At 69.9% G+C, this 22712-nt stretch carries 18 protein-coding genes; 16 read left to right on the top strand and 2 right to left on the bottom strand.

Features of this window, described 5'->3' with window-relative positions; genetic code table 11:
- Positions 1-6 precede the first annotated feature (6 nt).
- Positions 7-231, bottom strand: a complete 225-nt coding sequence (locus MRBLMG1_RS09175; RefSeq protein ID WP_367822547.1) for a hypothetical protein — start codon at positions 229-231, stop codon at positions 7-9.
- Positions 232-478: 247 nt separating this feature from the next.
- On the opposite strand from MRBLMG1_RS09175, the gene MRBLMG1_RS09170 reads away from it, so the two are divergent.
- The 13 genes from MRBLMG1_RS09170 (at position 479) to MRBLMG1_RS09110 (ending at position 18600) form a co-directional block, all read left to right on the top strand.
- Complete coding sequence (locus tag MRBLMG1_RS09170; protein ID WP_367822545.1) at positions 479-2884, top strand: ABC transporter family substrate-binding protein; 2406 nt, start codon at positions 479-481, stop codon at positions 2882-2884.
- A gap of 272 nt (positions 2885-3156) precedes the next feature.
- Complete coding sequence (gene typA, locus MRBLMG1_RS09165; RefSeq protein ID WP_355967926.1) at positions 3157-5058, top strand: translational GTPase TypA; 1902 nt, start codon at positions 3157-3159, stop codon at positions 5056-5058.
- Positions 5059-5672: 614 nt separating this feature from the next.
- Entirely contained in the window at positions 5673-7313 is a 1641-nt protein-coding gene (locus MRBLMG1_RS09160; protein WP_367822543.1) for a peptide ABC transporter substrate-binding protein, read from the top strand.
- A gap of 173 nt (positions 7314-7486) precedes the next feature.
- Positions 7487-8419, top strand: coding sequence for an ABC transporter permease (locus tag MRBLMG1_RS09155; protein ID WP_367822634.1), 933 nt, complete (start codon positions 7487-7489; stop codon positions 8417-8419).
- On the top strand, positions 8412-9365 hold the full coding sequence (locus MRBLMG1_RS09150) for an ABC transporter permease (RefSeq protein WP_367822541.1): 954 nt from the start codon (positions 8412-8414) through the stop codon (positions 9363-9365). The genes MRBLMG1_RS09155 and MRBLMG1_RS09150 overlap by 8 nt, the downstream gene beginning before the upstream one ends.
- 14 nt (positions 9366-9379) lie before the next feature.
- Positions 9380-10438, top strand: coding sequence for an ABC transporter ATP-binding protein (locus MRBLMG1_RS09145; protein WP_367822539.1), 1059 nt, complete (start codon positions 9380-9382; stop codon positions 10436-10438).
- Positions 10431-11519 carry an ABC transporter ATP-binding protein gene (locus MRBLMG1_RS09140; protein WP_367822538.1) on the top strand — a complete coding sequence of 363 codons (1089 nt, stop codon included), beginning with the start codon at positions 10431-10433 and terminating at the stop codon, positions 11517-11519. The genes MRBLMG1_RS09145 and MRBLMG1_RS09140 overlap by 8 nt, the downstream gene beginning before the upstream one ends.
- Positions 11520-11678: 159 nt before the next feature.
- Positions 11679-13307: a peptide ABC transporter substrate-binding protein gene (locus tag MRBLMG1_RS09135; protein ID WP_367822536.1), complete on the top strand. Its 1629-nt coding sequence runs from the start codon at positions 11679-11681 to the stop codon at positions 13305-13307.
- Between the two features lie 114 nt (positions 13308-13421).
- The gene (locus MRBLMG1_RS09130) at positions 13422-14345 is read left to right on the top strand and encodes an ABC transporter permease (RefSeq protein WP_367822535.1); all 924 of its coding nucleotides are present in this window, start codon (positions 13422-13424) and stop codon (positions 14343-14345) included.
- The gene (locus MRBLMG1_RS09125; protein WP_367822533.1) at positions 14338-15360 is read left to right on the top strand and encodes an ABC transporter permease; all 1023 of its coding nucleotides are present in this window, start codon (positions 14338-14340) and stop codon (positions 15358-15360) included. The genes MRBLMG1_RS09130 and MRBLMG1_RS09125 overlap by 8 nt, the downstream gene beginning before the upstream one ends.
- A gap of 6 nt (positions 15361-15366) precedes the next feature.
- On the top strand, positions 15367-16350 hold the full coding sequence (locus tag MRBLMG1_RS09120; protein ID WP_367822531.1) for an ABC transporter ATP-binding protein: 984 nt from the start codon (positions 15367-15369) through the stop codon (positions 16348-16350).
- Positions 16343-17398: an ABC transporter ATP-binding protein gene (locus MRBLMG1_RS09115; RefSeq protein WP_367822530.1), complete on the top strand. Its 1056-nt coding sequence runs from the start codon at positions 16343-16345 to the stop codon at positions 17396-17398. The genes MRBLMG1_RS09120 and MRBLMG1_RS09115 overlap by 8 nt, the downstream gene beginning before the upstream one ends.
- 191 nt (positions 17399-17589) lie before the next feature.
- A complete protein-coding gene (locus tag MRBLMG1_RS09110; protein WP_367822528.1) occupies positions 17590-18600 on the top strand; it encodes a hypothetical protein in 1011 nt (336 codons plus the stop codon).
- A gap of 25 nt (positions 18601-18625) precedes the next feature.
- Here MRBLMG1_RS09110 and MRBLMG1_RS09105 read toward each other — a convergent pair whose 3' ends face one another.
- Positions 18626-20821, bottom strand: coding sequence for a prolyl oligopeptidase family serine peptidase (locus tag MRBLMG1_RS09105; RefSeq protein WP_367822526.1), 2196 nt, complete (start codon positions 20819-20821; stop codon positions 18626-18628).
- 169 nt (positions 20822-20990) lie between these two features.
- Here MRBLMG1_RS09105 and MRBLMG1_RS09100 point away from each other — a divergent pair, with 169 nt between their 5' ends.
- The 3 genes from MRBLMG1_RS09100 to MRBLMG1_RS09090 all read left to right on the top strand — a co-directional run bounded on the left by MRBLMG1_RS09100 (position 20991) and on the right by MRBLMG1_RS09090 (position 22697).
- Positions 20991-21185, top strand: coding sequence for a hypothetical protein (locus tag MRBLMG1_RS09100; protein ID WP_367822525.1), 195 nt, complete (start codon positions 20991-20993; stop codon positions 21183-21185).
- Between the two features lie 61 nt (positions 21186-21246).
- Complete coding sequence (gene mshB, locus MRBLMG1_RS09095; RefSeq protein WP_367822524.1) at positions 21247-22137, top strand: N-acetyl-1-D-myo-inositol-2-amino-2-deoxy-alpha-D-glucopyranoside deacetylase; 891 nt, start codon at positions 21247-21249, stop codon at positions 22135-22137.
- A gap of 206 nt (positions 22138-22343) precedes the next feature.
- A complete protein-coding gene (locus tag MRBLMG1_RS09090; RefSeq protein ID WP_367822632.1) occupies positions 22344-22697 on the top strand; it encodes a DUF6113 family protein in 354 nt (117 codons plus the stop codon).
- The last annotated feature ends 15 nt before the right edge of the window (positions 22698-22712 follow it).

Below are 22712 nucleotides of genomic sequence, written 5' to 3'. Positions count from 1 at the left end.
TCCGTCCTACGGGGCGTGGCGGTCGCGTGCTCCCAGTCCCTCGTCGTCGGTGTCCGTCCAGAGCCCGCTGTCGTACGGGGCGTCGGGGATGGTCACCACGCTTTCGGGGCGGCCCGGCGCCGGCGGCGGGGTCGTGCCCTCGGCCGCGACGGAGCGCTCCAGCTGTCCGACGGTGCGGACCAGGTCTTCGAGGCAGCGCTTGACGGCCGCCAGATCGTCCTGAACGGACATGGGTTGCCCTCACTTCCGCGAGCGGCTTCGGCAGGAGTGTCGCGCGTCACATCCCGCTTGGGAAGCCATGTGCACGGGATTCCACTCGTCCGGAGCGCCCGGTCCGGGGATGTTGAGCCGCACGAGTGGCGTTTTCCGGACGTGCCGCCGTGTCGCCGTGGCCGAAACCGCTCCGTCCTTTTCAGTGTATGAGCAATAGGTCTGATCATCTCTCTATGGCATAAATCTGGACGAAGGGGTACAAGTCATGTCCCAGATCGGCGCCCCTCGCGGGAGGACATGCTCCAGGAGCCCCCGCTCCCGCACGCTCCGCACCGTCGCCACCCTCACCAGCGCCGTCCTCGCCGTCACCGTGCTCGCCGGGTGCAGCTCCGACGACGAGGCCGACGAGTCCCGGGCCGCGGCCCAGGACAACGCGCCCGCGGCCCGCGACAAGGTCGCCGACGGCGGCACCGTGCGCTGGGCGATCGACGCGCTGCCCACCACCCTCAACAGCTTCCAGGCCGACGCCGACGGCGCCACCTCCCGCATCGCGGCCGCGGTGCTCCCCTCCCTCTACACGCTCGACGAGCGGGGCCGGCCGCAGCGCAACGCCGACTACCTGGAGTCGGCGCAGGTGGTCGAGACCGAGCCCAAGCAGGTCGTCCTCTACAAGCTCAACCAGCAGGCGGTGTGGAGCGACGGCCGGGAGATCGGGGCGCCCGACTTCGTGGCCCAGTGGCGGGCCCTGAGCGGCCGCGACACCGCGTACTGGACCGCCCGCAACTCCGGGTACGAGCGGATCGAGAAGATCGAGCGGGGCAAGAACGACCTGGAGGTGCGGGTCACCTTCGCCAAGCCGTACGCCGACTGGCAGTCCCTCTTCACCCCGCTGTACCCGAAGCAGGTGATGGGGTCCCCGAACTCCTTCAACGACGGGGCCCGCACCACCCTCAAGGCCACTGCAGGACCGTTCCTGCTGAAGTCGATCGACCTCAAGGGCGGCGGCGTCACCCTCACCCGCAACCCCCGCTGGTGGGGACAGGCCGCCAAGCTCGACAGCATCGTCCTCGCCGCCGTCCCCCGCTCCGAGCGGGCCGCCGCCCTCGCCGCCGGCAAGCTCGACCTGGCCGAGATCGACCGCTCCACCGCCGAACGGATCTCCCTCGCGCTCCGCGACGCCCGCGCCGGCCGGAACGGGGCGCAGGCCGCCCTCGCCCACGGCCCCGGCTCCGGGACCACCCCCTCCAAGGCGCTGAAGTCATGGGCCCTCGCCCACGGCTCCGACGTGGAGAAGGCGGACGCGGTCCAGGCCGCCCGCGCGAACAACCAGCAGGCCATCGCCCAGTACGCGGCCGCCCAGGACGCCCTGGCCGGATACGTGGTCCGCAAGTCCCTCGAACCCGCCTACACCCAGCTCTCGCTGAACGGCGAGTCCGGACCGCTCGCCGACGAGCGGGTCCGGCGCGCGGTGGCCCGCGCCATCAACCGCCAGGAACTGGCCGAATCCGTACTCAAGCCGCTCGGCCTCCCCGCCCGGCCCCCCGGCAGCCACCTGGCCCTCGCCGGCCAGGCGGCGTACGCCGACAGCAGCGACGCGCTCGGAGACCAGGACACCAAGGAGGCGCGGGCCCTCCTCGCCGACGCGGGCTGGGTCCCGGGCGGCGCGGCCCGCAAGCCCGCCGGCACCAAGGCGGGCAGCGAAGCCGAGGAGAAGGCGAAGGCGGAGAAGAGCGGGGGCGGCTCCACCGACAGCAAGAAGAAGGCCGCCGACACCGCCTCCGACGCCCAGAAGAAGGCCGCCGACACCGCCTCCGACGAGGGCCTCTACATCGTCGGCGACGACAAGCCCGGCGACCGGCGGGCCCCCGCCCCCGTCATCGGCGCGGGCGGCCCGGAGAACGGCACCGGCATCCTCGCCCCGGCCCCCGCCGCCGCCGTCCAGAGCGCCGCGCTCCTCGCCCGCGCCGAGGCCCTCGACACCGGTACGGGCTCAGGAGCCCGGGCCGGCGGCGCCCACTCGGTCGCCAAGCCCGACCAGGGCATGGCCGGGGCCTACGCCCCGCGCGGCACCGCCGCCCCCGTCACCGTGCCCGAGTCCGCGCAGGCCCTCGGCAAGGACGGCAAGGCCCTCAGCCTCCGCTTCGTCCTGCCCTCCGGGCCCGGCTCCGAGTCGCTGCGGGCGGTCGGCGACCGGATCGTCCGGATGCTCGACGCCGTGGGCATCCGTACCGAGGTGACCAAGGTCTCGGACGACAGCTTCTTCAAGGACCACGTGGCCTCCGGCGACTACGACCTCGCCCTCTACTCCTGGCCGGCGTCCGCCTTCCCGGCGACCGACGCCCGGCCGATCTTCGCCAAGCCCGAGCCCGCCTCGGACGGCTCGCTCCTGGTCGAGCAGAACTACTCGCGGGTCGGCACCGACCGCATCGACCAGTTGTTCGACCAGGCGGCGGGCACGCTCGACGAGGAGGAGGCGCGCGATCTGGTCCGCCAGGCCGACGCACGGATCTGGGCCGCGGCCGGCTCCATCCCCCTCTACCAGCGCCCCCAGCTGGTCGCCGCCAAGGCCGATCTGGTGAACGCCGGAGCCTGGGGTCTGGCCGGCCCCCGCTTCCAGGACATCGGCTACAAGAAGCCCGAAACCTCCAAGGGTGCCGAACGAAACCGCTGAAACCTCCGAAACCGCAGGTCACAACCTCAGAACCAGCTCAATTTCCTTGCCCGCCGGCGAACCCGGCGGGCAGGATCGCGTCGGCCCCTTGACCCGGTCGCACGACCCTCCCCACACCCTTGAAAACTCCCAGTAGACCCTCTCGGATCCCGGGCGGGGAAGCCCCTTGCGCGGCAGCCCCGTACCATAGGACTTAGCCGTGGCGCGTCCGCCCGGTGGGCGTAAGAGGAACTGACGCCGCATCCCACGATCCGAGAGAAGCGCAAGCACCCATGCCCACGCGCCACGACATCCGTAACGTCGCCATCGTCGCCCACGTCGACCATGGCAAGACGACCATCGTCGACGCCATGCTCAAGCAGGCCGGTGCCTTCGCCGCCCACCAGCAGCTCGACGACCGCATGATGGACTCGAACGACCTGGAGCGTGAGAAGGGCATCACGATCCTCGCCAAGAACACGGCGGTGAAGTATCACCCCAAGGACGGCGGGGCCCCGATCACGATCAACATCATCGACACCCCCGGCCACGCCGACTTCGGCGGCGAGGTCGAGCGCGGTCTCTCGATGGTGGACGCGGTCGTCCTCCTCGTGGACGCCTCCGAGGGTCCGCTCCCGCAGACCCGCTTCGTGCTGCGCAAGGCGCTCCAGCAGCGCAAGCCGGTCATCCTCTGCATCAACAAGACGGACCGCCCGGACTCCCGGATCGACGAGGTCGTCAACGAGACCTACGACCTCTTCCTCGACCTGGACGCGGACGAGGACCAGATCGAGTTCCCGATCGTCTACGCCTGCGGCCGTGACGGCGTCGCCTCGCTGACCAAGCCGGAGAACGGCACCGTCCCCGCGGACAGCGACAACCTGGAGCCGTTCTTCAGCGCCATCCTGGAGCACGTCCCGGCCCCGGTGTACGACGAGGAGGCCCCGCTCCAGGCCCACGTCACCAACCTGGACGCCGACAACTTCCTCGGCCGCATCGCGCTGCTCCGCGTCGAGCAGGGCGAGCTGCGCAAGGGCCAGACGGTCGCGTGGATCAAGCGGGACGGCACGATCTCCAACGTCCGCATCACCGAGCTGATGATGACCGAGGCGCTCACCCGCAAGCCGGCCGAGGTCGCGGGCCCCGGTGACATCTGCGCCGTCGCCGGTATCCCCGACATCATGATCGGCGAGACCCTGGCCGACCCGGAGAACCCGATCGCGCTTCCGCTGATCACGGTCGACCAGCCGGCCATCTCCATGACCATCGGCACCAACACCTCGCCGCTCGTCGGCCGCGGTGGCACCGGCAAGGGCGCGGACGCCAAGTCCGCGGTCAAGCAGCGCAAGGTCACCGCCCGCCAGGTCAAGGACCGTCTGGACCGCGAGCTGATCGGTAACGTCTCGCTCCGCGTCCTCGACACCGAGCGCCCCGACGCCTGGGAGGTCCAGGGCCGCGGTGAGCTCGCGCTCGCCATCCTGGTCGAGCAGATGCGCCGCGAGGGCTTCGAGCTCACCATCGGCAAGCCGCAGGTCGTCACGAAGCTCGTCGACGGCAAGGTCCACGAGCCGGTCGAGCGCCTCACGGTCGACGTCCCCGAGGAGCACATGGGCGCCGTGACGCAGCTCATGGGCGTCCGCAAGGGCCGCATGGACAACATGTCGAACCACGGCTCCGGCTGGGTGCGCATGGAGTTCGTCGTTCCGTCCCGCGGCCTCATCGGCTTCCGTACGGAGTTCCTGACCAACACCCGCGGTACGGGCATCGCCCACTCCATCCACGAGGGCCACGAGCCGTGGTTCGGCACGCTGACGACCCGTAACAACGGTTCGCTGGTCGCCGACCGCGCCGGCGCCGTCACCGCCTTCGCGATGACCAACCTCCAGGAGCGCGGCGTCCTGTTCACCGACCCCGGCACCGAGGTGTACGAGGGCATGATCGTCGGCGAGAACTCCCGCTCCGACGACATGGACGTGAACATCACCAAGGAGAAGAAGCTCACCAACATGCGCTCCTCCTCCGCCGACTCCTTCGAGGCGATCGTCCCGCCGCGGAAGCTGTCCCTGGAGCAGTCCCTGGAGTTCTGCCGCGACGACGAGTGCGTCGAGGTCACCCCGGAGGCCGTGCGCATCCGCAAGGTCATCCTCGACCAGAACGCGCGTGGTCGCGCCTCCTCCCGCGCCAAGAACGGCTGACACCGGCCGGAAGACGGGGAGTCGGGGACGAACCACCCGAGACCTCCCTCGAGTAGCGCCATGGGCGGGTGAGAGCGCTCGCTGATGTGACTGGGCCCCGGCGGTTGCGCCGGGGCCCAGTCGTACGAGGGCGGCTGTCGCCGTCCCCCGTACCGGACACGCGCAGCGCCCGACGAACGGCGATCGGAAGCCCGGCACCCCTCACGGGGTGTCGGGCTTCCGGCGATGTGACGTCCGACACCCCGTCAGGGAAGCGTGGGTGTGGTCGTTGACGTCAAGTCGAATACAACGACCGGATGTCCGGATACCGGGCGTCGCTCTCCGGAACGTGTATTAACAGTCCGTTTCGGGGGTGTCTGTCTGAACTCACTTTGTCCGGATTTCGGTATCCCAGGCCTCGGTGATGTTGTCAAAACGAGACCGCTTAAGTGTGGTTTACGGCCCGGACGTACTTAATAGTTGGCTCCATTGAGCTCGGGTCAATGGGTCACGCACTGTGGGGAGTGCCGACTCACGAGCACACTTGGGGTACATGAGTGCAACGCCGTCAGGGGTGTCGGCGAGACTCGAAGTACCCCCCATGAAGCGACAAGTGGACTCATGAGGAGGAACCCATGCGCGGTGCCAAGAGCGCCAAGTGGGTAACGGGCGCGATCATCGTCGCCCTGGCTGCGACCGCCTGTGGCGGGGGCAAGAGTGACGGCGGCTCGGACGCCAAGGGCGCTGTGGACCCGAACGGGATCTTCACCACCGACCTTGGTGAGCCGGAGAAGCTGCTGTACACCGGCGACACGATGGAGTCGAACGGCGCCGGCGTGATGAAGGCCGTCTACTCGAACCTGGTCGGCTACAAGGCCGATGGTTCGCTGGAGATGATCAACGCCGAGTCGCTCACCACGACCGACTCGAAGAAGTGGACCGTCAAGCTCAAGCCGGGCTGGACCTTCCACGACGGCACTCCGGTTACCTCCAAGTCCTACGTGGACGCGTGGAACTGGAACGCCCACATCGACAACGCCATGGGTCTCTCCTCGTGGTTCTCCGACATCGTCGGTTACGACAAGGTCCACCCGGACGCGGAGGGCGCCAAGGCGACCGCCAAGACCCTGGCCGGCCTGAAGATCATCGACGACACGTCGTTCACGATCGAGCTGACCACGGCCGTCCCGTACTTCGGTCACAAGCTCGCGTACACGCCGTTCGCGCCGCTCGCCGCGTCCTTCTACGCGAACCCGAAGGCCGCCGCCGAGAAGCCGGTCGGCAACGGTCCCTACAAGTTCAAGAGCTGGGACCACAAGAAGCAGATCGAGATCGTTCGCTTCGACGGCTACAAGGGCCCGAACAAGGCGAAGAACGGTGGTGTGATCTTCAAGAACTACACCACCCTCGAGACCGCGTACGAGGACCTGAAGTCGGGCAACCTCGACGTCATCCGCCAGATCGGTCCGAAGGACCTCCCGGTCTACCACCAGGACCTGGGCGACCGCGCCGTCGACGCCGACCACGCCGCCATCCAGTCCATCGGTGTCGCGTTCTACGCGGACCAGTGGAAGAAGCCGAAGCCGGTCGACGTCCGCGTCATCCAGGGCCTCTCGATGGCGATCGACCGCGCCACCATCACGAAGACGGTGCTCCAGGGCACCCGTGAGCCGGCGACGGGCTGGGTCCCGAAGGGCATCCTGGGCTACCAGGAGAACGCCGCGGGCGACGTCACCAAGTTCGACCCGACCAAGGCCAAGGAGCTCATCAAGGCCGGCGGCGGCGTCCCGGGCAACAAGATCTTCATCCAGTTCAACGCGGATGGCGGTCACAAGGAGTGGGTCGACGCTGTCTGCAACAGCATCACCCAGGCCACCAGCGTCGCGTGCGTCGGCGACAGCAAGACCGACTTCCAGGCGGACCTCACCGCTCGGAAGACGAAGCAGGTCAAGTCCCTGTACCGCTCCGCCTGGTCGCTCGACTACCCGGTGAACGCGAACTTCATCAAGGACCTGTTCCTGAGCACCGCGGCGGGCAACCAGGGTGGCTTCTCCGTCAAGGAGCTGGACACCAAGATCCTCGCCGCCGACTCGGCCGCCACCCTCGACCAGTCGGTGAAGCAGTACCAGGAGGTGGAGAAGGAGCTCGTGAAGTACATGCCCTCCATCCCGCTCTGGTACTACAAGGTCAACGCGGGCTTCTCGGAGAAGGTCTCCGGCGTGACGTACGGCCAGGACGGCGACCCGATCCTGGACACCGTGATCGTCAAGAAGTAACCACCCAAGCGTAGTCCGCACGCCGTCACGGGGCTGATGGAACGTCAGCCCCGTGACGGTGCCTTACGCAGCGGCCGGGGGGCCCTTCCACGACATCCCATGCCCGATCTCCGGGTATGCCGTGTCGGGGGAGGGCCCGTTGGTTGCCGCTGTCACATCTCAACGGAGGCATGATGGGGCGTTATGTCGCACGACGACTGCTCCAGATGATCCCGGTATTCCTCGGGACGACCCTGCTGATCTTCCTCATGGTGCACAGCCTGCCCGGTGACCCCGTGCTGGCGATGTTCGGCGACAAGGGCGCCGACCCGGCGACACTCGCCGCCAAGCGCCACGAGCTGGGTCTCGACAAGCCGACATGGCAGCAGTACATCTTCTACATGCGGGACATGGTCCTGCACCTGGACTTCGGTACCCAGATCCGCAACGGACTGCCGGTCACCGATGTGCTGGGCGACGCGTTCCCCATCACCCTCCAGCTGGCCACCCTGGCGTTCGCCATCGAGCTGATCTTCGGCATCGGCCTGGGTGTCATCGGCGGCCTGCGTGCCGGCCGCCTCGCGGACAACCTGATCCTGATCTTCACCCTGCTGATCATCTCGGTTCCGGTCTTCGTCCTCGGCTTCATCATCAAGATGGTCTTCGCCTTCAACCTGGGCTGGATCTCGCCGAACGTCAGCACCGAGCCGCAGTGGGCCGAGCTGATCGCGCCGGCCATCGTGCTCGGCTGCCTCTCCCTCGCGTACGTGGCACGACTGACCCGTACGTCCATGGCGGAGAACCTGCGCGCCGACTACATGCGCACGGCCGTCGCCAAGGGCCTGCCGCGCCGCCGCGTCATCGGCGTCCACCTGATGCGCAACTCGATGATCCCCGTGATCACCTTCCTCGGTACCGACATCGGCGCCCTCATGGGCGGCGCGATCGTCACCGAGTCGATCTTCAACATCAAGGGTGTCGGCGGTGTCATCGCCGAGTCGATCTCCCGTCGTGAAGGCGCCACCCTGGTCGGCCTGGTCACCATCCTGGTGATCGTCTACCTCGTCACCAGCCTGCTCATCGACCTGCTGTACGCGGTCCTGGACCCGAGGATCCGGTATGCCTGACGTGACCAAGACCGCCACCGCAGTCGAGGACGCCGTCGCCACCCCCTCGGTGGACGCGTCCGCGGCGGCGGGCAAGCCGGAGAAGGCCCGCAGCCTCTGGGGCGACGCCTGGGCCGACCTCCGCCGCAACCCGTACTTCCTCGTGTCGTCGGTGCTGATCGCGCTGCTGCTGCTGATCTCGGCGTGGCCGACCCTCTTCACCAGCGCGTCCCCGACCGCCGGTGACCTGGTCCACCACTTCCTGAGCAAGCCCGAGCTGAGCAAGGTCGGTTCGCCGGAGTGGCTCGGCTACGACCAGCAGGGACGTTCCGTCTACGCCCGACTGATCCACGGCACCAGTGCCTCGGTCACGGTCGGCATCGCCGTCACCGCGATCGTCACGGTCGTCGGCGGCATCATGGGCATGATCTCGGGCTACTTCGGCGGTCTCATCGACGCCGTCCTCTCCCGTCTCACCGACGTCTTCTTCGGCATCCCGTTCCTGCTCGGTGCCATGGTCGTCCTGCAGGCCTTCGTCGAGCGGACCGTCTGGGTCGTCGTCTTCGCCCTCGCGTTCCTCGGCTGGACCCAGATCACCCGCGTCATGCGCGGTGCCGTGATCACCATCAAGCAGGCCGACTACGTCCACGCGGCGAAGGCCCTCGGCGCCGGCACGACCCGGATCCTGTTCCGGCACATCCTGCCGAACGCCATGGCCCCGGTCATCGTCGTCGCCACCATCGCGCTCGGCGGCTACATCTCGGCCGAGGCGACCCTGTCCTACCTGGGCCTCGGCCTCGCCGCCCCGACCGTCTCGTGGGGTGTCGACATCTCCGCCGGTGTCGCCCAGATCCGAGTGGCCCCGCACGTCCTGCTCTGGCCCTCGATCATGCTGAGCATCACCGTTCTGGCGTTCATCATGCTCGGCGAAGCCGTCCGCAACGCCCTCGACCCCAAGCTGCGCTGAGGAGGGCGTAAAAGATGAGCATCATCGACAAGACCGCGGCCGTCCCCGCGCCGCGCGACGGAGCCGACTCCAACGGCCCGCTGCTCGAAGTCCGCAACCTGCACGTCGAGTTCCACACCCGTGACGGTGTGGCCAAGGCGGTCAACGGTGTCAACTACTCGGTGAACGCCGGCGAGACCCTCGCCGTCCTCGGCGAGTCCGGCTCCGGCAAGTCCGTCACCGCGCAGGCCATCATGGGCATCCTCGACATGCCGCCGGGCAGGATCCCGCAGGGCGAGATCCTGTTCCGCGGCGAGGACATGCTGAAGATGTCCGAGGAGGAGCGCCGGAAGATCCGCGGCCGGAAGATCGCGATGATCTTCCAGGACGCGCTGTCCTCGCTCAACCCGGTCCTCACCGTCGGCTACCAGCTCGGCGAGATGTTCCGCGTGCACCACGGGATGTCCAAGAAGGACGCCAAGGCCAAGGCCATCGAGCTGATGGACAAGGTCAAGATCCCCGCCGCCAAGGCGCGGGTCTCGGACTACCCCCACCAGTTCTCCGGTGGTATGCGCCAGCGCATCATGATCGCCATGGCGCTTGCCCTGGAGCCGGACCTGATCATCGCCGACGAGCCCACCACGGCTCTCGACGTGACCGTCCAGGCCCAGGTCATGGACCTCCTCGCGGAGCTCCAGCAGGAATACAACATGGGCCTGATCCTGATCACCCACGACCTCGGCGTCGTCGCCGACGTCGCGGACAAGATCGCCGTGATGTACGCCGGCCGGATCGTCGAGCAGGCGCCCGTGCACGAGCTGTACAAGCGCCCGGCCCACCCGTACACCCGCGGACTGCTCGACTCGATCCCGCGCCTGGACCAGAAGGGCCAGGAGCTCTACGCGATCAAGGGCCTGCCGCCCAACCTGCTCAAGGTGCCCTCCGGCTGCGCCTTCAACCCGCGCTGCCCGAAGGCCGACGACATCTGCCGTACGGAGATCCCGGCCCTGGTGCCGGTCACCGAGCAGGACGGCGCGGATCTCCCGGGCCGTAAGAGCGCCTGCCACTTCTGGAAGGAGACGATCCATGGCTGACCTCAGCACGAACGACGAGGCCGTGGCCGCCGCCCTCGATGCCCCCGTGGGCCGCGGCGAACCGATCCTCCAGGTGCGCAACCTGCAGAAGCACTTCCCGCTGACGCAGGGCATCCTCTTCAAGAAGCAGGTCGGCGCGGTCAAGGCCGTGGACGGGGTCTCCTTCGACCTCTTCCAGGGCGAGACCCTCGGCATCGTGGGCGAGTCCGGCTGCGGCAAGTCCACGGTCGCCAAGCTCCTGATGAACCTGGAGCGGGCCACCGCCGGCGAGGTCTTCTACAAGGGCCAGGACATCACCAAGCTGTCCGGGCGCGCGCTGAAGGCCGTCCGCCGCAACATCCAGATGGTGTTCCAGGACCCGTACACCTCGCTGAACCCGCGCATGACGGTCGGCGACATCATCGGCGAGCCCTTCGACATCCACCCCGAGGTGGCCCCGAAGGGCGACCGGCGCCGCAAGGTGCAGGAGCTGCTCGACGTCGTCGGTCTGAACCCGGAGTACATCAACCGGTACCCGCACCAGTTCTCCGGCGGCCAGCGCCAGCGCATCGGCATCGCCCGCGGCCTCGCGCTCAACCCGGAGATCATCATCTGCGACGAGCCGGTCTCGGCTCTGGACGTCTCCGTCCAGGCGCAGGTCATCAACCTGATGGGGAAGCTGCAGGACGAGTTCAACCTCTCCTACCTCTTCATCGCGCACGACCTGTCGATCGTCCGGCACATCTCGGACCGCGTCGGCGTCATGTACCTCGGCAAGATGGCCGAGATCGGTACGGACGAGCAGATCTACGAGCACCCGACGCACCCGTACACGCAGGCGCTGCTCTCCGCGGTGCCGGTGCCGGACCCGGAGGCCCGTGCCCACCGCGAGCGGATCATCCTCACCGGTGACGTCCCCTCGCCGGCCAACCCGCCGTCGGGCTGCAGCTTCCGCACCCGCTGCTGGAAGGCGCAGGAGCGGTGCTCCCAGGAGGCTCCGGTCCTCGCGGTCCCGGCGCACTTCAAGGGTCTCGACACCCCGGCCGCGCACTTCTCCGCGTGCCACTTCGCCGAGGAGAAGAACGTCGTCGCCGCGCACTGACGCATCGCGCGCATGACAGAGGGGCGCCCCCGGTCCACACGGACCGGGGGCGCCCCTTCGTCGTGGGGGCGTCCGTACGGGTGCCCTGGAAGTGCATACCCGTCAATATCAGGTGATATTGGGGCCTAAGTGAGACTCAGGACATACGGGAGGCACTCCATGCGCGGAGCCACGCACGCCAAGTGGGCCGCACTGGCCACCGCCGTCGCCCTCGCGGCGACTGCCTGCGGCGGCGGCGACGACAGCGGCGGCGGCGGAGGTGCCGACGGCATCGTGAGTTCCTCGTGGGGCGACCCGCAGAACCCGCTCGAGCCGGCCAACACCAACGAGGTCCAGGGCGGCAAGGTCCTCTCCATGATCTTCCGGGGGCTCAAGCAGTACGACCCCAAGACCGGCGAGGCCAAGGACATGCTCGCGCAGAGCATCGAGACCACCGACTCGACCAACTTCACGATCACGGTCAAGGACGGCTGGACCTTCTCCAACGGCGAGAAGGTCACCGCCAAGTCCTTCGTCGACGCCTGGAACTACGCCGCCCACCTGAAGAACAACCAGAAGAACGCGTACTTCTTCGGCCAGATCGAGGGCTACGACCAGGTGCACCCCGAGAAGGGCGAGCCGACCGCCGAGACGATGTCCGGCCTCAAGGTGACGGGCCCCCAGACCTTCACGGTCAAGCTCACCCAGAAGTTCTCCACCTGGCCGATCACCCTCGGCTACGCGGCCTTCTCGCCGCTGCCCCAGGCCTTCTACGACGACCACGCCGCCTGGCTCTCGAAGCCCGTCGGCAACGGCCCGTACACCGTCGACTCGTACTCCAAGGGCTCGCAGATGGCCCTCAAGCGCTGGGACTCCTACCCCGGCAGCGACAAGGCCCAGAACGGCGGCATCACCCTCAAGGTCTACACCGACAACAACACCGCCTACACGGACCTGACGGCCGGCAACCTCGACCTCGTCGACGACGTGCCCGCCTCCCAGCTCAAGAACGTCCAGGCGGACCTCGGCGACCGGTACATCAACGTCCCCGCCGGCATCATCCAGACCCTGTCCTTCCCGTTCTACGACCCGGCCTGGAACAAGCCCGGGCAGGAGAAGCTCCGCCAGGGCCTCTCCATGGCGATCGATCGCGACCAGATCACCGAGACGATCTTCCAGAAGACCCGCACCCCCGCCGTCGACTGGACCTCCCCGGTCCTCGGCGAGGACGGCGGCTTCAAGGACGTCTGCGGCGAGTTCTGCAAGTACGACGCGGCCCAGGCCAAGAAGCTCGTCGCCGAGGGCGGCGGCATCCCCGGCGGCACCATGAAGATCTCGTACAACGCCGACACCGGCTCCCACAAGGAGTGGGTGGACGCCGTCTGCAACTCCATCAACCGCGCCCTCGGCGACAACAAGGCCTGCGTCGGCAACCCGGTCGGCACCTTCGCCGACTTCCGCAACCAGGTCACCCAGTCGAAGATGGACGGCCCCTTCCGGGCCGGCTGGCAGATGGACTACCCGCTCATCCAGAACTTCCTCCAGCCGCTCTACTACACCAACGCCTCGTCCAACGACGGCAAGTACTCCAGCCCCGAGTTCGACAAGCTGGTGAACGAGGCCAACGCCGAGGCCGACACCGCGAAGGCCATCGGGCTCTTCCAGCAGGCCGAGGGCGTCCTCCGCGACGACATGGGCGCCATCCCGCTCTGGTACCAGAACGGCAGCGCCGGCTACTCGGAGAACGTCTCGAACGTGTCCCTGAACCCCTTCAGCGTCCCGGTCTACGACCAGATCAAGGTCAAGTGACGCCGTAGCAGGCCGTACAGGTCGGCGGCGTACGGCCCGGCCCGCGGACCCCCGCGCCGCCGGGCCGTACGCCTTCCCCAGTCCTCTCCCCGGAGCCAACCCCCGGAGCCCCTCATGGGTCGATATGTGATCCGGCGGCTGCTGCAGATGATCCCGGTCTTCTTCGGCGCCACGCTGTTGATCTTCCTGATGGTGAACGTGATGGGCGACCCCATCGCCGGACTGTGCGGCGACCGCCAGTGCGACCCGGCGACCGCCGCCCAGCTGGAGAAGGAGTTCGGCCTCGACAAGCCCGTCTGGCAGCAATACCTGACCTACATGGGCAACGTCTTCACCGGAGACTTCGGCACCGCCTTCAACGGGCAGCCCGTCACCGAACTGATGGCCAGCGCCTTCCCCGTCACCATTCGGCTCACCATCGTCGCGATCCTCTTCGAGATCGTCATCGGCATCAGCCTCGGCGTCGTCACCGGCCTCAAGCGCGGCCGCCCCGTCGACACCACCGTCCTGCTGCTGACCCTGGTCGTCCTCTCCGTCCCGACCTTCGTCACCGGCCTCCTCGTCCAGCTCCTCCTCGGCGTGAAATGGGGCTGGATCAAACCGGCCGTCTCGCCCGAGGCGACCTTCGGCGAGCTGATCGTGCCCGGCCTGGTGCTCGCCTCCGTCTCACTCGCGTACGTCACCCGGCTCACCCGGACCTCGATCGCCGAGAACAAGCGCGCCGACTACGTCCGCACGGCCGTCGCCAAGGGCCTGCCCCGCCACCGGGTCATCAGCCGGCACCTGCTGCGCAACAGCCTGATCCCCGTGGTGACCTTCATCGGCGCCGACGTCGGCGCCCTCATGGGCGGAGCCATCGTCACCGAACGGATCTTCAACATCCACGGCGTCGGCTACCAGCTCTACCAGGGCATCGTCCGCCAGAACACCCAGACCGTGGTGGGCTTCGTGACCATCCTCGTCCTGGTGTTCCTGCTGGCCAACCTCCTGGTCGACCTCCTGTACGCCGTCCTTGACCCGAGGATTCGCTATGCCTGAGCAGCCCGAGCCGCTTGAGTCGTACGAGGAGGGCCGAGCCATCGCCCCTACCGGTGCCGGCGGCGCGTCCGATCTCGCGACGGCCGAAGGCGAGACCCTGGAACAGCGTCCATCAGCCGCCTCCGGCGGGCGGGCGCCCGGCGGCCCGATGGGCACCGGTGCCGACAAGAAGCCCCGCTCCCTGTGGTCCGACGCCTGGCGCGACCTGCGCCGCAACCCGATCTTCATCATCTCCTCGCTGGTCATCCTCTTCCTGGTCGTCATCTCCATCTGGCCCCAGCTCATCGCCTCCGGAGACCCCCTCGACTGCGACCTGTCCAAGGCGCAGGAAGGCTCCCAGCCCGGCCACCCCTTCGGCTTCAACGGCCAGGGCTGCGACGTCTACACCCGCACCGTGTACGGCGCCCGGACGTCGGTGACCGTCGGCGTCCTCGCCACCCTCGGCGTCGCGATCCTCGGCAGCCTCCTCGGCGGGCTCGCCGGCTTCTTCGGCGGCGCCTGGGACGGCGTCCTGTCCCGGATCACCGACGTCTTCTTCGCCATCCCCGTCGTCCTCGGCGGCCTGGTGCTGCTGTCCGTGGTGACCAGCTCCACCGTCTGGCCCGTCATCGGCTTCATGGTGCTGCTCGGCTGGCCGCAGCTCTCCCGCATCGCCCGCAGCTCCGTCATCACCGCCAAACAGAACGACTACGTCCAGGCGGCCCGGGCCCTGGGAGCGTCCAACTCCCGGATGATGCTGCGCCACATCGCGCCCAACGCCGTCGCCCCGGTGATCGTCGTCGCCACCATCGCCCTCGGCACGTACATCGCGCTCGAGGCGACGCTGTCGTACCTCGGCGTCGGCCTGAAGCCGCCGACCGTCTCCTGGGGCATCGACATCTCCTCGGCGTCGCAGTACATCCGCAACGCGCCCCACATGCTGCTCTGGCCGGCCGGCGCGCTCGCCATCACCGTGCTCGCCTTCATCATGCTCGGCGACGCCGTCCGCGACGCCCTCGACCCGAAGCTGAGGTAGGGACCCATGCTGCTCGAAGTGCGCGACCTGCACGTGGAGTTCCACACCCGGGACGGGGTCGCCAAGGCCGTCAACGGCGTCGACTACTCCGTCGACGCCGGGGAGACCCTCGCGGTCCTCGGCGAGTCCGGCTCCGGCAAGTCGGTCACCGCCCAGGCCGTCATGGGCATCCTCGACATCCCCCCGGGCAAGATCACCCAGGGCGAGATCCTCTTCCAGGGCCAGGACCTCCTGAAGCTCAAGGAGGACGAGCGGCGCAAGATCCGCGGCGCCAAGATGGCGATGGTCTTCCAGGACGCGCTGTCCTCCCTCAACCCCGTGCTCAGCGTCGGCGACCAGCTCGGCGAGATGTTCCAGGTCCACAAGGGCATGTCCCGCAAGGACTCCAAGGCCAAGGCCGTCGAACTGATGGACCGGGTCCGCATCCCCGCCGCCAAGGAACGCGTCGGCCAGTACCCGCACCAGTTCTCCGGCGGCATGCGCCAGCGCATCATGATCGCGATGGCGCTCGCCCTCGAACCCGAGCTGATCATCGCCGACGAGCCCACCACCGCCCTCGACGTCACCGTCCAGGCGCAGGTCATGGACCTCCTCGCCGAACTCCAGCGCGAGCTGAACATGGGCCTCATCCTGATCACCCACGACCTCGGCGTCGTCGCCGACGTCGCCGACAAGATCGCCGTCATGTACGCCGGCCGGATCGTCGAACGGGCCCCCGTCCACGAGATCTACAAGGCCCCCGCCCACCCCTACACCCGGGGACTGCTCGACTCGATCCCGCGCCTGGACCAGAAGGGCCAGGAGCTCTACGCGATCAAGGGCCTCCCGCCGAACCTGCTGGCCATCCCGCCCGGCTGCGCCTTCAACCCGCGCTGCCCCATGGCCCAGGACGTCTGCCGCACCGACGTGCCCCCGCTCTACGACGTGACCGAGTCCCCGGTGCCGCGCGCCAGCGCCTGCCACTTCTGGAAGGAGTGCCTCCATGGCTGAGGCGATTCTCGAAGTCCGGGACCTCCACAAGTACTACCCGCTCATGCAGGGCGTCGTCTTCAAGAAGCAGGTCGGTGCCGTGAAGGCGGTCGACGGCGTCGACTTCGACCTCCACGCCGGCGAGACCCTCGGCATCGTCGGCGAATCCGGCTGCGGCAAGTCGACCGTCGCGAAGATGCTGGTCAACCTGGAACGGCCGACGTCGGGCGAGATCCGCTACAAGGGCGAGGACATCAGCAAGCTCTCCCCCCGCGCGCTGAAGGCCGTCCGCCGCAACATCCAGATGGTCTTCCAGGACCCGTACACCTCGCTGAACCCGCGCATGACGGTCGGCGACATCATCGGCGAGCCGTACGAGATCCACCCCGAGGTCGCCCCCAAGGGGGACCGGCGCCGCAAGGTGCAGGACCTCCTGGACGTCGTCGGCCTCAACCCGGAGTACATCAACCGGTACCCGCACCAGTTCTCCGGCGGCCAGCGCCAGCGCATCGGCATCGCCCGCGGCCTCGCGCTCCAGCCCGAGATCATCGTGGCCGACGAACCGGTCTCCGCGCTCGACGTCTCCGTCCAGGCCCAGGTCATCAACCTGATGGGGAACCTCCAGAGCGAGTTCTCCCTGTCGTACGTGTTCATCGCCCACGACCTCTCGATCGTGCGGCACATCTCCGACCGGGTCGGCGTCATGTACCTCGGCCGGATCGTCGAGATCGGCACCGACGCCCAGATCTACGACCACCCCACCCACCCGTACACGCAGGCGCTGCTCTCCGCGGTGCCGGTGCCGGACCCGGAGGCCCGCGCCCACCGCGAGCGGATCATCCTCACCGGCGACGTCCCCTCCCCGGCCAACGTCCCTTCCGGCTGCCGCTTCCGGACCCGCTGCTGGAAGGCCCAGGAGCGCTGCACCCTGGAGGTCCCCGAACTCGCCGTCCCGGCCGTCTTCCGCCTCACCGACAGCCCGGCCAAGCACGACTCGGCCTGCCACTTCGCGGAGGAGAAGCAGGTGGTCCCGCCGGAGGGCGGCGGCGAGGAGCCCAAGACCCTTTAACCCGCGGGCAACTCGACGGAATCCCTTCCGAGACACGGACACGGCAGGCTCGGAGACGTACGGCCGTGCGGGTGCCGTAGGCCGGCCGGGGCGCATCACGCGACCCGGCCGGCCGCCCGTATCCCGCGCGACTTCGGCCGTACATGCGGAACCGCTTGTTTCGGACGGTCGCGACCGTGAGTATCGGGTCCGTGACTGTGACACGACCGGCACGTCTCACGGGCGCCGCGCTGTGCGCCGCGCTCGCCCTCATCGCCGCCGTGTGGATCCTCAAGGACCTCGCCGCGCTCGGGTCGCCCGTCGACCTCGCGTGGTACTGGGCCGGGGACCGCTCCTTCCTCATGCGGGGGAGGTCCGCCACCTCGCTCGTCGACCCGGTGCTGCTCGTCGTCTCGGCGGTCGCCGCCGTCGCCGCGCTGCGCTCCCGGCACGCGGCCTCCGCGCTCGCCGCCGCCGGCACGGTCACGCTCGCCCTGCGGCTGCCCGGACTCTGGGCGCCGGACAGCGGGGCGCTCGTCACCGCGCTCGGCGAACTGGCCCTCGCCGCCGGTCTGGTCGTCACCGCGGCGGCGGGCCGGCGCCCGGCGACCGCCGCGTACGAACAGCTCCCCGGCCGGCCCCGTACGGGCCGCGCCGTCGCCGCCGGGGTCCTCCTCGCGGTCGCCGCCGCCGTCGTGGCCCTGTGGGAGCTGTACTGGGCGACCGAACTGCCCGTCGAGGTGACCGTCGACCGGCTCACCGGCGGCCGGTCCGTCGTCAAACCCGACCTGGCGCCCCCGCCCGGCTGGCTGTCCGTGATGCTCGTCGGCCTGTACGGCACGGCCGCCGGCTCCGCCTTCGCCCGCGCCCGCCACAGCCGGGCGTTCGGCCTCCTCGCCGGCGGCTTCCTGGCGGCCGGCGGTCTCGCCGAGGTCGCGCGGGCCGTCCGGTACGACGTGGTCGCCCACTTCGACGGCCTCGCCTCCGTCGGGCAGCTGAGCGTCCTCAGCGCCGTCTTCGGCCTGCTCGCCGGCATCGCGGTACTCGTCCTCCTGGCCGGGCGCGGCGCCCCGATCCCCCCTCCCACCCCATACGGGCAGTACGGCCAACACGGGCAGTACGGGGTTCCCGCGCAGCCCGGCCCGTACGGGTCCTACGGGTCCCACGGGCCGGCCGGGGCGGGTCCGCCGGCCCCGCCCTCCCCGCCGCCGCCCGGCTGGTGACCCGCCCGGGCGCCGACCGGCCAGGTCACCCGCCCATGGCCAGCGACCGCTTCAGGAAGTCGACCTGGAGCAGCAGCAGGTTCTCGGCCACCTGCTCCTGCGGTGTCATGTGCGTGACCCCGGACAGCGGCAGCACCTCGTGCGGCCGGCCCGCCGCGAGGAGCGCGGACGAGAGCCGCAGCGCGTGCGCGACCACCACGTTGTCGTCGGCGAGCCCGTGCACGACCATCATCGGCCGGGCCGGCCCCTCGGGCGCCGTGAGCCCCTCGTCGGTCAGCAGCGACTGCGCCGCGTACACGTCCGGATCGTCCTGCGGGGTGCCGAGGTACCGCTCCGTGTAGTGGGTGTCGTACAGCCGCCAGTCCGTCACCGGCGCCCCCGCCACCGCCGCGTGGAAGACGTCCGGCCGCTGGAGCACCGCACGGGCCGCCAGGTACCCGCCGTACGACCAGCCGCGCACCGCCACCCGGCCCAGGTCCAGCGGGAACCGCCCGGCCAGCGCGAGGAGCGCCTCCACCTGGTCGTCGAGCGTCGGCGTCAGATCGCGCAGGATCGCCTTCTCCCAGGCGGGGGAGCGGCCCGGCATCCCCCGACCGTCCGCCACGACCACTGCGAAGCCGTGGTCGGCGAACCACTGGGACGTCAGATACGGATCGTGCGCGGCGACCACCCGCTGCCCGTGCGGACCGCCGTACGGATCCATCAGGACCGGCAGCGGCCCGTCCCCCTCCTCGTACCCCGAGGGCAGCAGCACCGCGCACGGAATCCGCCGGGCGCCCGCCTCCGTGAGCCGCACCCGCGCGGAGATCACCGGCCGCTGCGCGTACGAGGCCACCACCGCGACCCGTGCGCCGTCCCGCAGCACCCGCGCCACGCTCCCCGGCTCCCCGGGCCGCGCCGACACCAGGACCGAGACCGCTCCGGAGCGCACCGCCCCGTGCACCCCGACGCCCTCGGAGAGCCGCTCGGCCCCCCTCGCCGCCGACACCCGGTACACATGGATCTCCCCGGTCTCCGGCCCCGCGCCCGCCGCCGGGCCGCCCGCCGTGCCGCCCGCCCCGGCCTCGCCCGCCGACGCCGACACGAGCACGTCGTCCGCGCCCACGTCGAGCACCGCCCGCACGTGCAGGTCCGCCCCCGTCCACGCCTCGTCCCCCACGGCCAGGGCGCGCGCCCCGCTCTCGTCCGTGATCCGCACGAGGCCGCCGCCGGGCCCCCACGCCGGCACGCCCCAGTGCGCCTCCAGCCACGCCGGGTCCGCCTCGGCGCGGACGACGGAGGTGCCGCCCGCCGCCACGTCCACCGCCAGGACCAGCTGCTCGCGCTGGTCCCGGGTCTGCACGAGCAGCAGCGGCGCCCCGGCCGCCGACCAGTGCACCCGCGCCAGGTACGGGTACCGCTCCCGGTCCCACCCGACCTCCGTGCGCGCCCCGTCCAGGCCCACGAGGAAGAGCCGGACCTCCGCGTTGGGCGTCCCCGCCACCGGATAGCCCACCCGCCGGGGCTCCCGCTCCGGATGCGCCGGGTCGGCGATCCACCAGCGCCGCACCGCCCGGTCGTCCACCCGCGCCACGAGCAGTCGATCCGCACTCGGGGACCACCAGTAGCCGCGGTCGCGCCCCATCTCCTCCGAGGCGATGAATTCGGCCAATCCGTAGGAGACGTGCCCGTCCTCCGGAGCGGCCAGCTCCCGGTCGCCCGAACCGTCCGCGCCCACCACCCGCAGCGCCCCCTCCGCCACGTACGCGACGAGCCGCCCGTCCGGCGAGGGGCGGGGGTCGATCACCGGCCCGGGCACCGGCAGCTCACGCGCCGTCCCCGCCCGCAGTTCCGCCGTGAACAGCCGCCCCGACAGGGAGAACGCCGCCAGCTCCACCGCCCCGTCCACCGCGTACGCCACGATGCCGCCGGAGCCCTCCCTGCTCCGCTCCCTGCGCGCCAGCTCCTCCTGCGACAGCTCCTCGTCCGCCCCCGCGAGCAGCGCCCCCGGGTCGGCGGCCACCCGCTCCGCCGGAACGCCGCCCGGCGGCAGGTCGAGCACCCACAGCAGGTGCGAGCGGTCCGTGCCCGAACCGGACCGGACGAACACCACCCGCTCCCCGTCCGGGGACACCGAGAACCCCCGCGGAGCCCCCAGCGTGAACCGCTGGGTGCGGGCGAGCTGTCGCGGGAAGGAGAGCGGGGCCGGGGGTGTGGCCGGCTGCTGTCGCGTCGAGGTCATGCGGCTGAAAGTAGCGCCGTGCGCCCCCCTCGTGCCTCCGTCCGCCGATCGATGCGATGGCACGGATAGTTATGATCCGTAGCGCTAGGTGGGTATGTACCCGACTGGCACATGCTCGCTGCCCTGTCCGATCGAATATCCGACCGAAGAAGTGTGGAGGTGAACCGCCGTGGCACTCTCGATTTCGGCGGTGGTGCTGCTGGCGATCGTCGTCTTCCTGCTGATCCGGAAATCCGGGTTGAAGGCCGGCCATGCGGCGGTCTGCGCGCTCCTGGGCTTCTACCTGGCGAGCTCGTCCATGGCTTCGTCGATCAGCACCCTCACGACGAACGTGGCGAGCATGATCGGCGGCCTCAAGTTCTGACCCGGCCGGGTGGCCCTGAGGGATCGGCGCCGCCGCGGGAGGGGTCTCGTAGGGTGGGGACATGACCGATCTCCCCGCCCGTCGTCTGCTCCTCGTGCACGCGCACCCGGACGACGAGTCGATCAACAACGGCGCCACCATGGCCAGGTACGCGGCCGAGGGCGCCCTTGTCACCTTGGTCACCTGCACGCTCGGCGAGGAGGGCGAGGTCATCCCGCCCGGCCTCGCCCACCTGGCACCCGACCGGGAGGACCGGCTCGGGCCGCACCGCGTCGGCGAACTCGCCGCCGCGATGCGCGAGCTGGGCGTCACCGACCACCGCTTCCTCGGTGGCCCCGGGCGCTTCCGCGACTCCGGGATGATGGGCGTCGAGCAGAACAAGCGCGACAACGCCTTCTGGAACACCGACGTCGACACCGCCGCCCCGTACCTCGTCGAGGTGATCCGCGAGACCCGCCCGCAGGTCCTGGTCACCTACGACCCCGACGGCGGCTACGGGCACCCCGACCACATCCAGGCACACCGGGTCGCCACCCGCGCCGCCGAGCTCGCCGCCGACCCCGGCCACCGGCCCGACCTCGGCGCCGCCCACACGATCGCCAAGATCTACTGGAACCGCGTCCCCCGCCCCGTCGTCGAGGCCGGATTCGCCCGACTCCGGGCCGAGGGCTCCGCCTTCCCCGCCGTCGCCGACGTCGCCGACGTCCCCGGTGTCGTCGACGAGGACCGGATCACCGCCGCGATCGAGGCCGGGCCCGAGCACGCGGCCCGCAAGAGCGCAGCGATGGCCGCGCACGCCACCCAAGTCGCCGTCGACGGTCCCTTCTTCGCCCTCTCCAACGACCTCGGCCAGCCGATCTTCACCACCGAGTACTACGAGTTGGTCCAGGGCGTCCCCGGCGCCCCCGCCGGCGTCCGCGAGACCGACCTCTTCGCGGGGGTGACCGCGTGAGCACGCCGTCCTCCGACCCCTCGCCGCAGCGGAACCCCAAGCCGGACCCGAAGCGGAAACCCGAGCCGGACCCGAAGCGGAACCCGAAGCAGGATCCGAAGCCCCACTCGAAGGCGCGCTCGAACGCCGGCCCCAAGGCGGCCGCGGAGGGCGCCGCGACCACGGCTCCGAAGGCGGCGGCGAAGCCCGCCCGGACGCCCGACCCGATGCCTTCCCCGGCCGTCCGATACGCCTGGTACGGGATCCTCGTCGTCCTCGGCGCCCTCGTCGGGACCGCCGGCGCCCTCGTCCAAGCCGCCTGGCTCCCCGGCGGCTTGATCCTCGCCCTCCTGGCCACCGCCGCGCTCTTCTACGGAGGATTGCGCGCCACCGGCACCCAGGTCGCCGTCGCCGCGGCCGGCGGCGGCTGGCTCGTCGCCATCGTCCTGCTCAGTTTCGGACGCCCCGAAGGCGACGGGGTGTTCGGCGGGGGCGTCGGCGAGCTGCTCTTCCTCTTCGGAGGAATGGCGGCCGCTGTGATGTGCACCACGCTCTCCCGGCTGCCGCGACCGACCCCGTGAACAGGACTACTTGAG

It is taken from the genome of Streptomyces sp. LMG1-1-1.1 (assembly GCF_040815545.1).
GTDB lineage: Bacteria > Actinomycetota > Actinomycetes > Streptomycetales > Streptomycetaceae > Streptomyces.
This window is presented reverse-complemented; position numbering and strand designations above follow the sequence as displayed.

What these genes read in the sequence shown, in the direction of transcription:
- MRBLMG1_RS09175 (WP_367822547.1), bottom strand. Translation starts at nt 231, where the DNA reads ATGTCCGTTCAGGACGATCTGGCGGCCGTCAAGCGCTGCCTCGAAGAC.
- MRBLMG1_RS09170 (WP_367822545.1), top strand. Translation starts at nt 479, where the DNA reads ATGTCCCAGATCGGCGCCCCTCGCGGGAGGACATGCTCCAGGAGCCCC.
- typA (WP_355967926.1), top strand. Translation starts at nt 3,157, where the DNA reads ATGCCCACGCGCCACGACATCCGTAACGTCGCCATCGTCGCCCACGTC.
- MRBLMG1_RS09160 (WP_367822543.1), top strand. Translation starts at nt 5,673, where the DNA reads ATGCGCGGTGCCAAGAGCGCCAAGTGGGTAACGGGCGCGATCATCGTC.
- MRBLMG1_RS09155 (WP_367822634.1), top strand. Translation starts at nt 7,487, where the DNA reads ATGGGGCGTTATGTCGCACGACGACTGCTCCAGATGATCCCGGTATTC.
- MRBLMG1_RS09150 (WP_367822541.1), top strand. Translation starts at nt 8,412, where the DNA reads ATGCCTGACGTGACCAAGACCGCCACCGCAGTCGAGGACGCCGTCGCC.
- MRBLMG1_RS09145 (WP_367822539.1), top strand. Translation starts at nt 9,380, where the DNA reads ATGAGCATCATCGACAAGACCGCGGCCGTCCCCGCGCCGCGCGACGGA.
- MRBLMG1_RS09140 (WP_367822538.1), top strand. Translation starts at nt 10,431, where the DNA reads ATGGCTGACCTCAGCACGAACGACGAGGCCGTGGCCGCCGCCCTCGAT.
- MRBLMG1_RS09135 (WP_367822536.1), top strand. Translation starts at nt 11,679, where the DNA reads ATGCGCGGAGCCACGCACGCCAAGTGGGCCGCACTGGCCACCGCCGTC.
- MRBLMG1_RS09130 (WP_367822535.1), top strand. Translation starts at nt 13,422, where the DNA reads ATGGGTCGATATGTGATCCGGCGGCTGCTGCAGATGATCCCGGTCTTC.
- MRBLMG1_RS09125 (WP_367822533.1), top strand. Translation starts at nt 14,338, where the DNA reads ATGCCTGAGCAGCCCGAGCCGCTTGAGTCGTACGAGGAGGGCCGAGCC.
- MRBLMG1_RS09120 (WP_367822531.1), top strand. Translation starts at nt 15,367, where the DNA reads ATGCTGCTCGAAGTGCGCGACCTGCACGTGGAGTTCCACACCCGGGAC.
- MRBLMG1_RS09115 (WP_367822530.1), top strand. Translation starts at nt 16,343, where the DNA reads ATGGCTGAGGCGATTCTCGAAGTCCGGGACCTCCACAAGTACTACCCG.
- MRBLMG1_RS09105 (WP_367822526.1), bottom strand. Translation starts at nt 20,821, where the DNA reads ATGACCTCGACGCGACAGCAGCCGGCCACACCCCCGGCCCCGCTCTCC.
- mshB (WP_367822524.1), top strand. Translation starts at nt 21,247, where the DNA reads ATGACCGATCTCCCCGCCCGTCGTCTGCTCCTCGTGCACGCGCACCCG.
- MRBLMG1_RS09090 (WP_367822632.1), top strand. Translation starts at nt 22,344, where the DNA reads ATGCCTTCCCCGGCCGTCCGATACGCCTGGTACGGGATCCTCGTCGTC.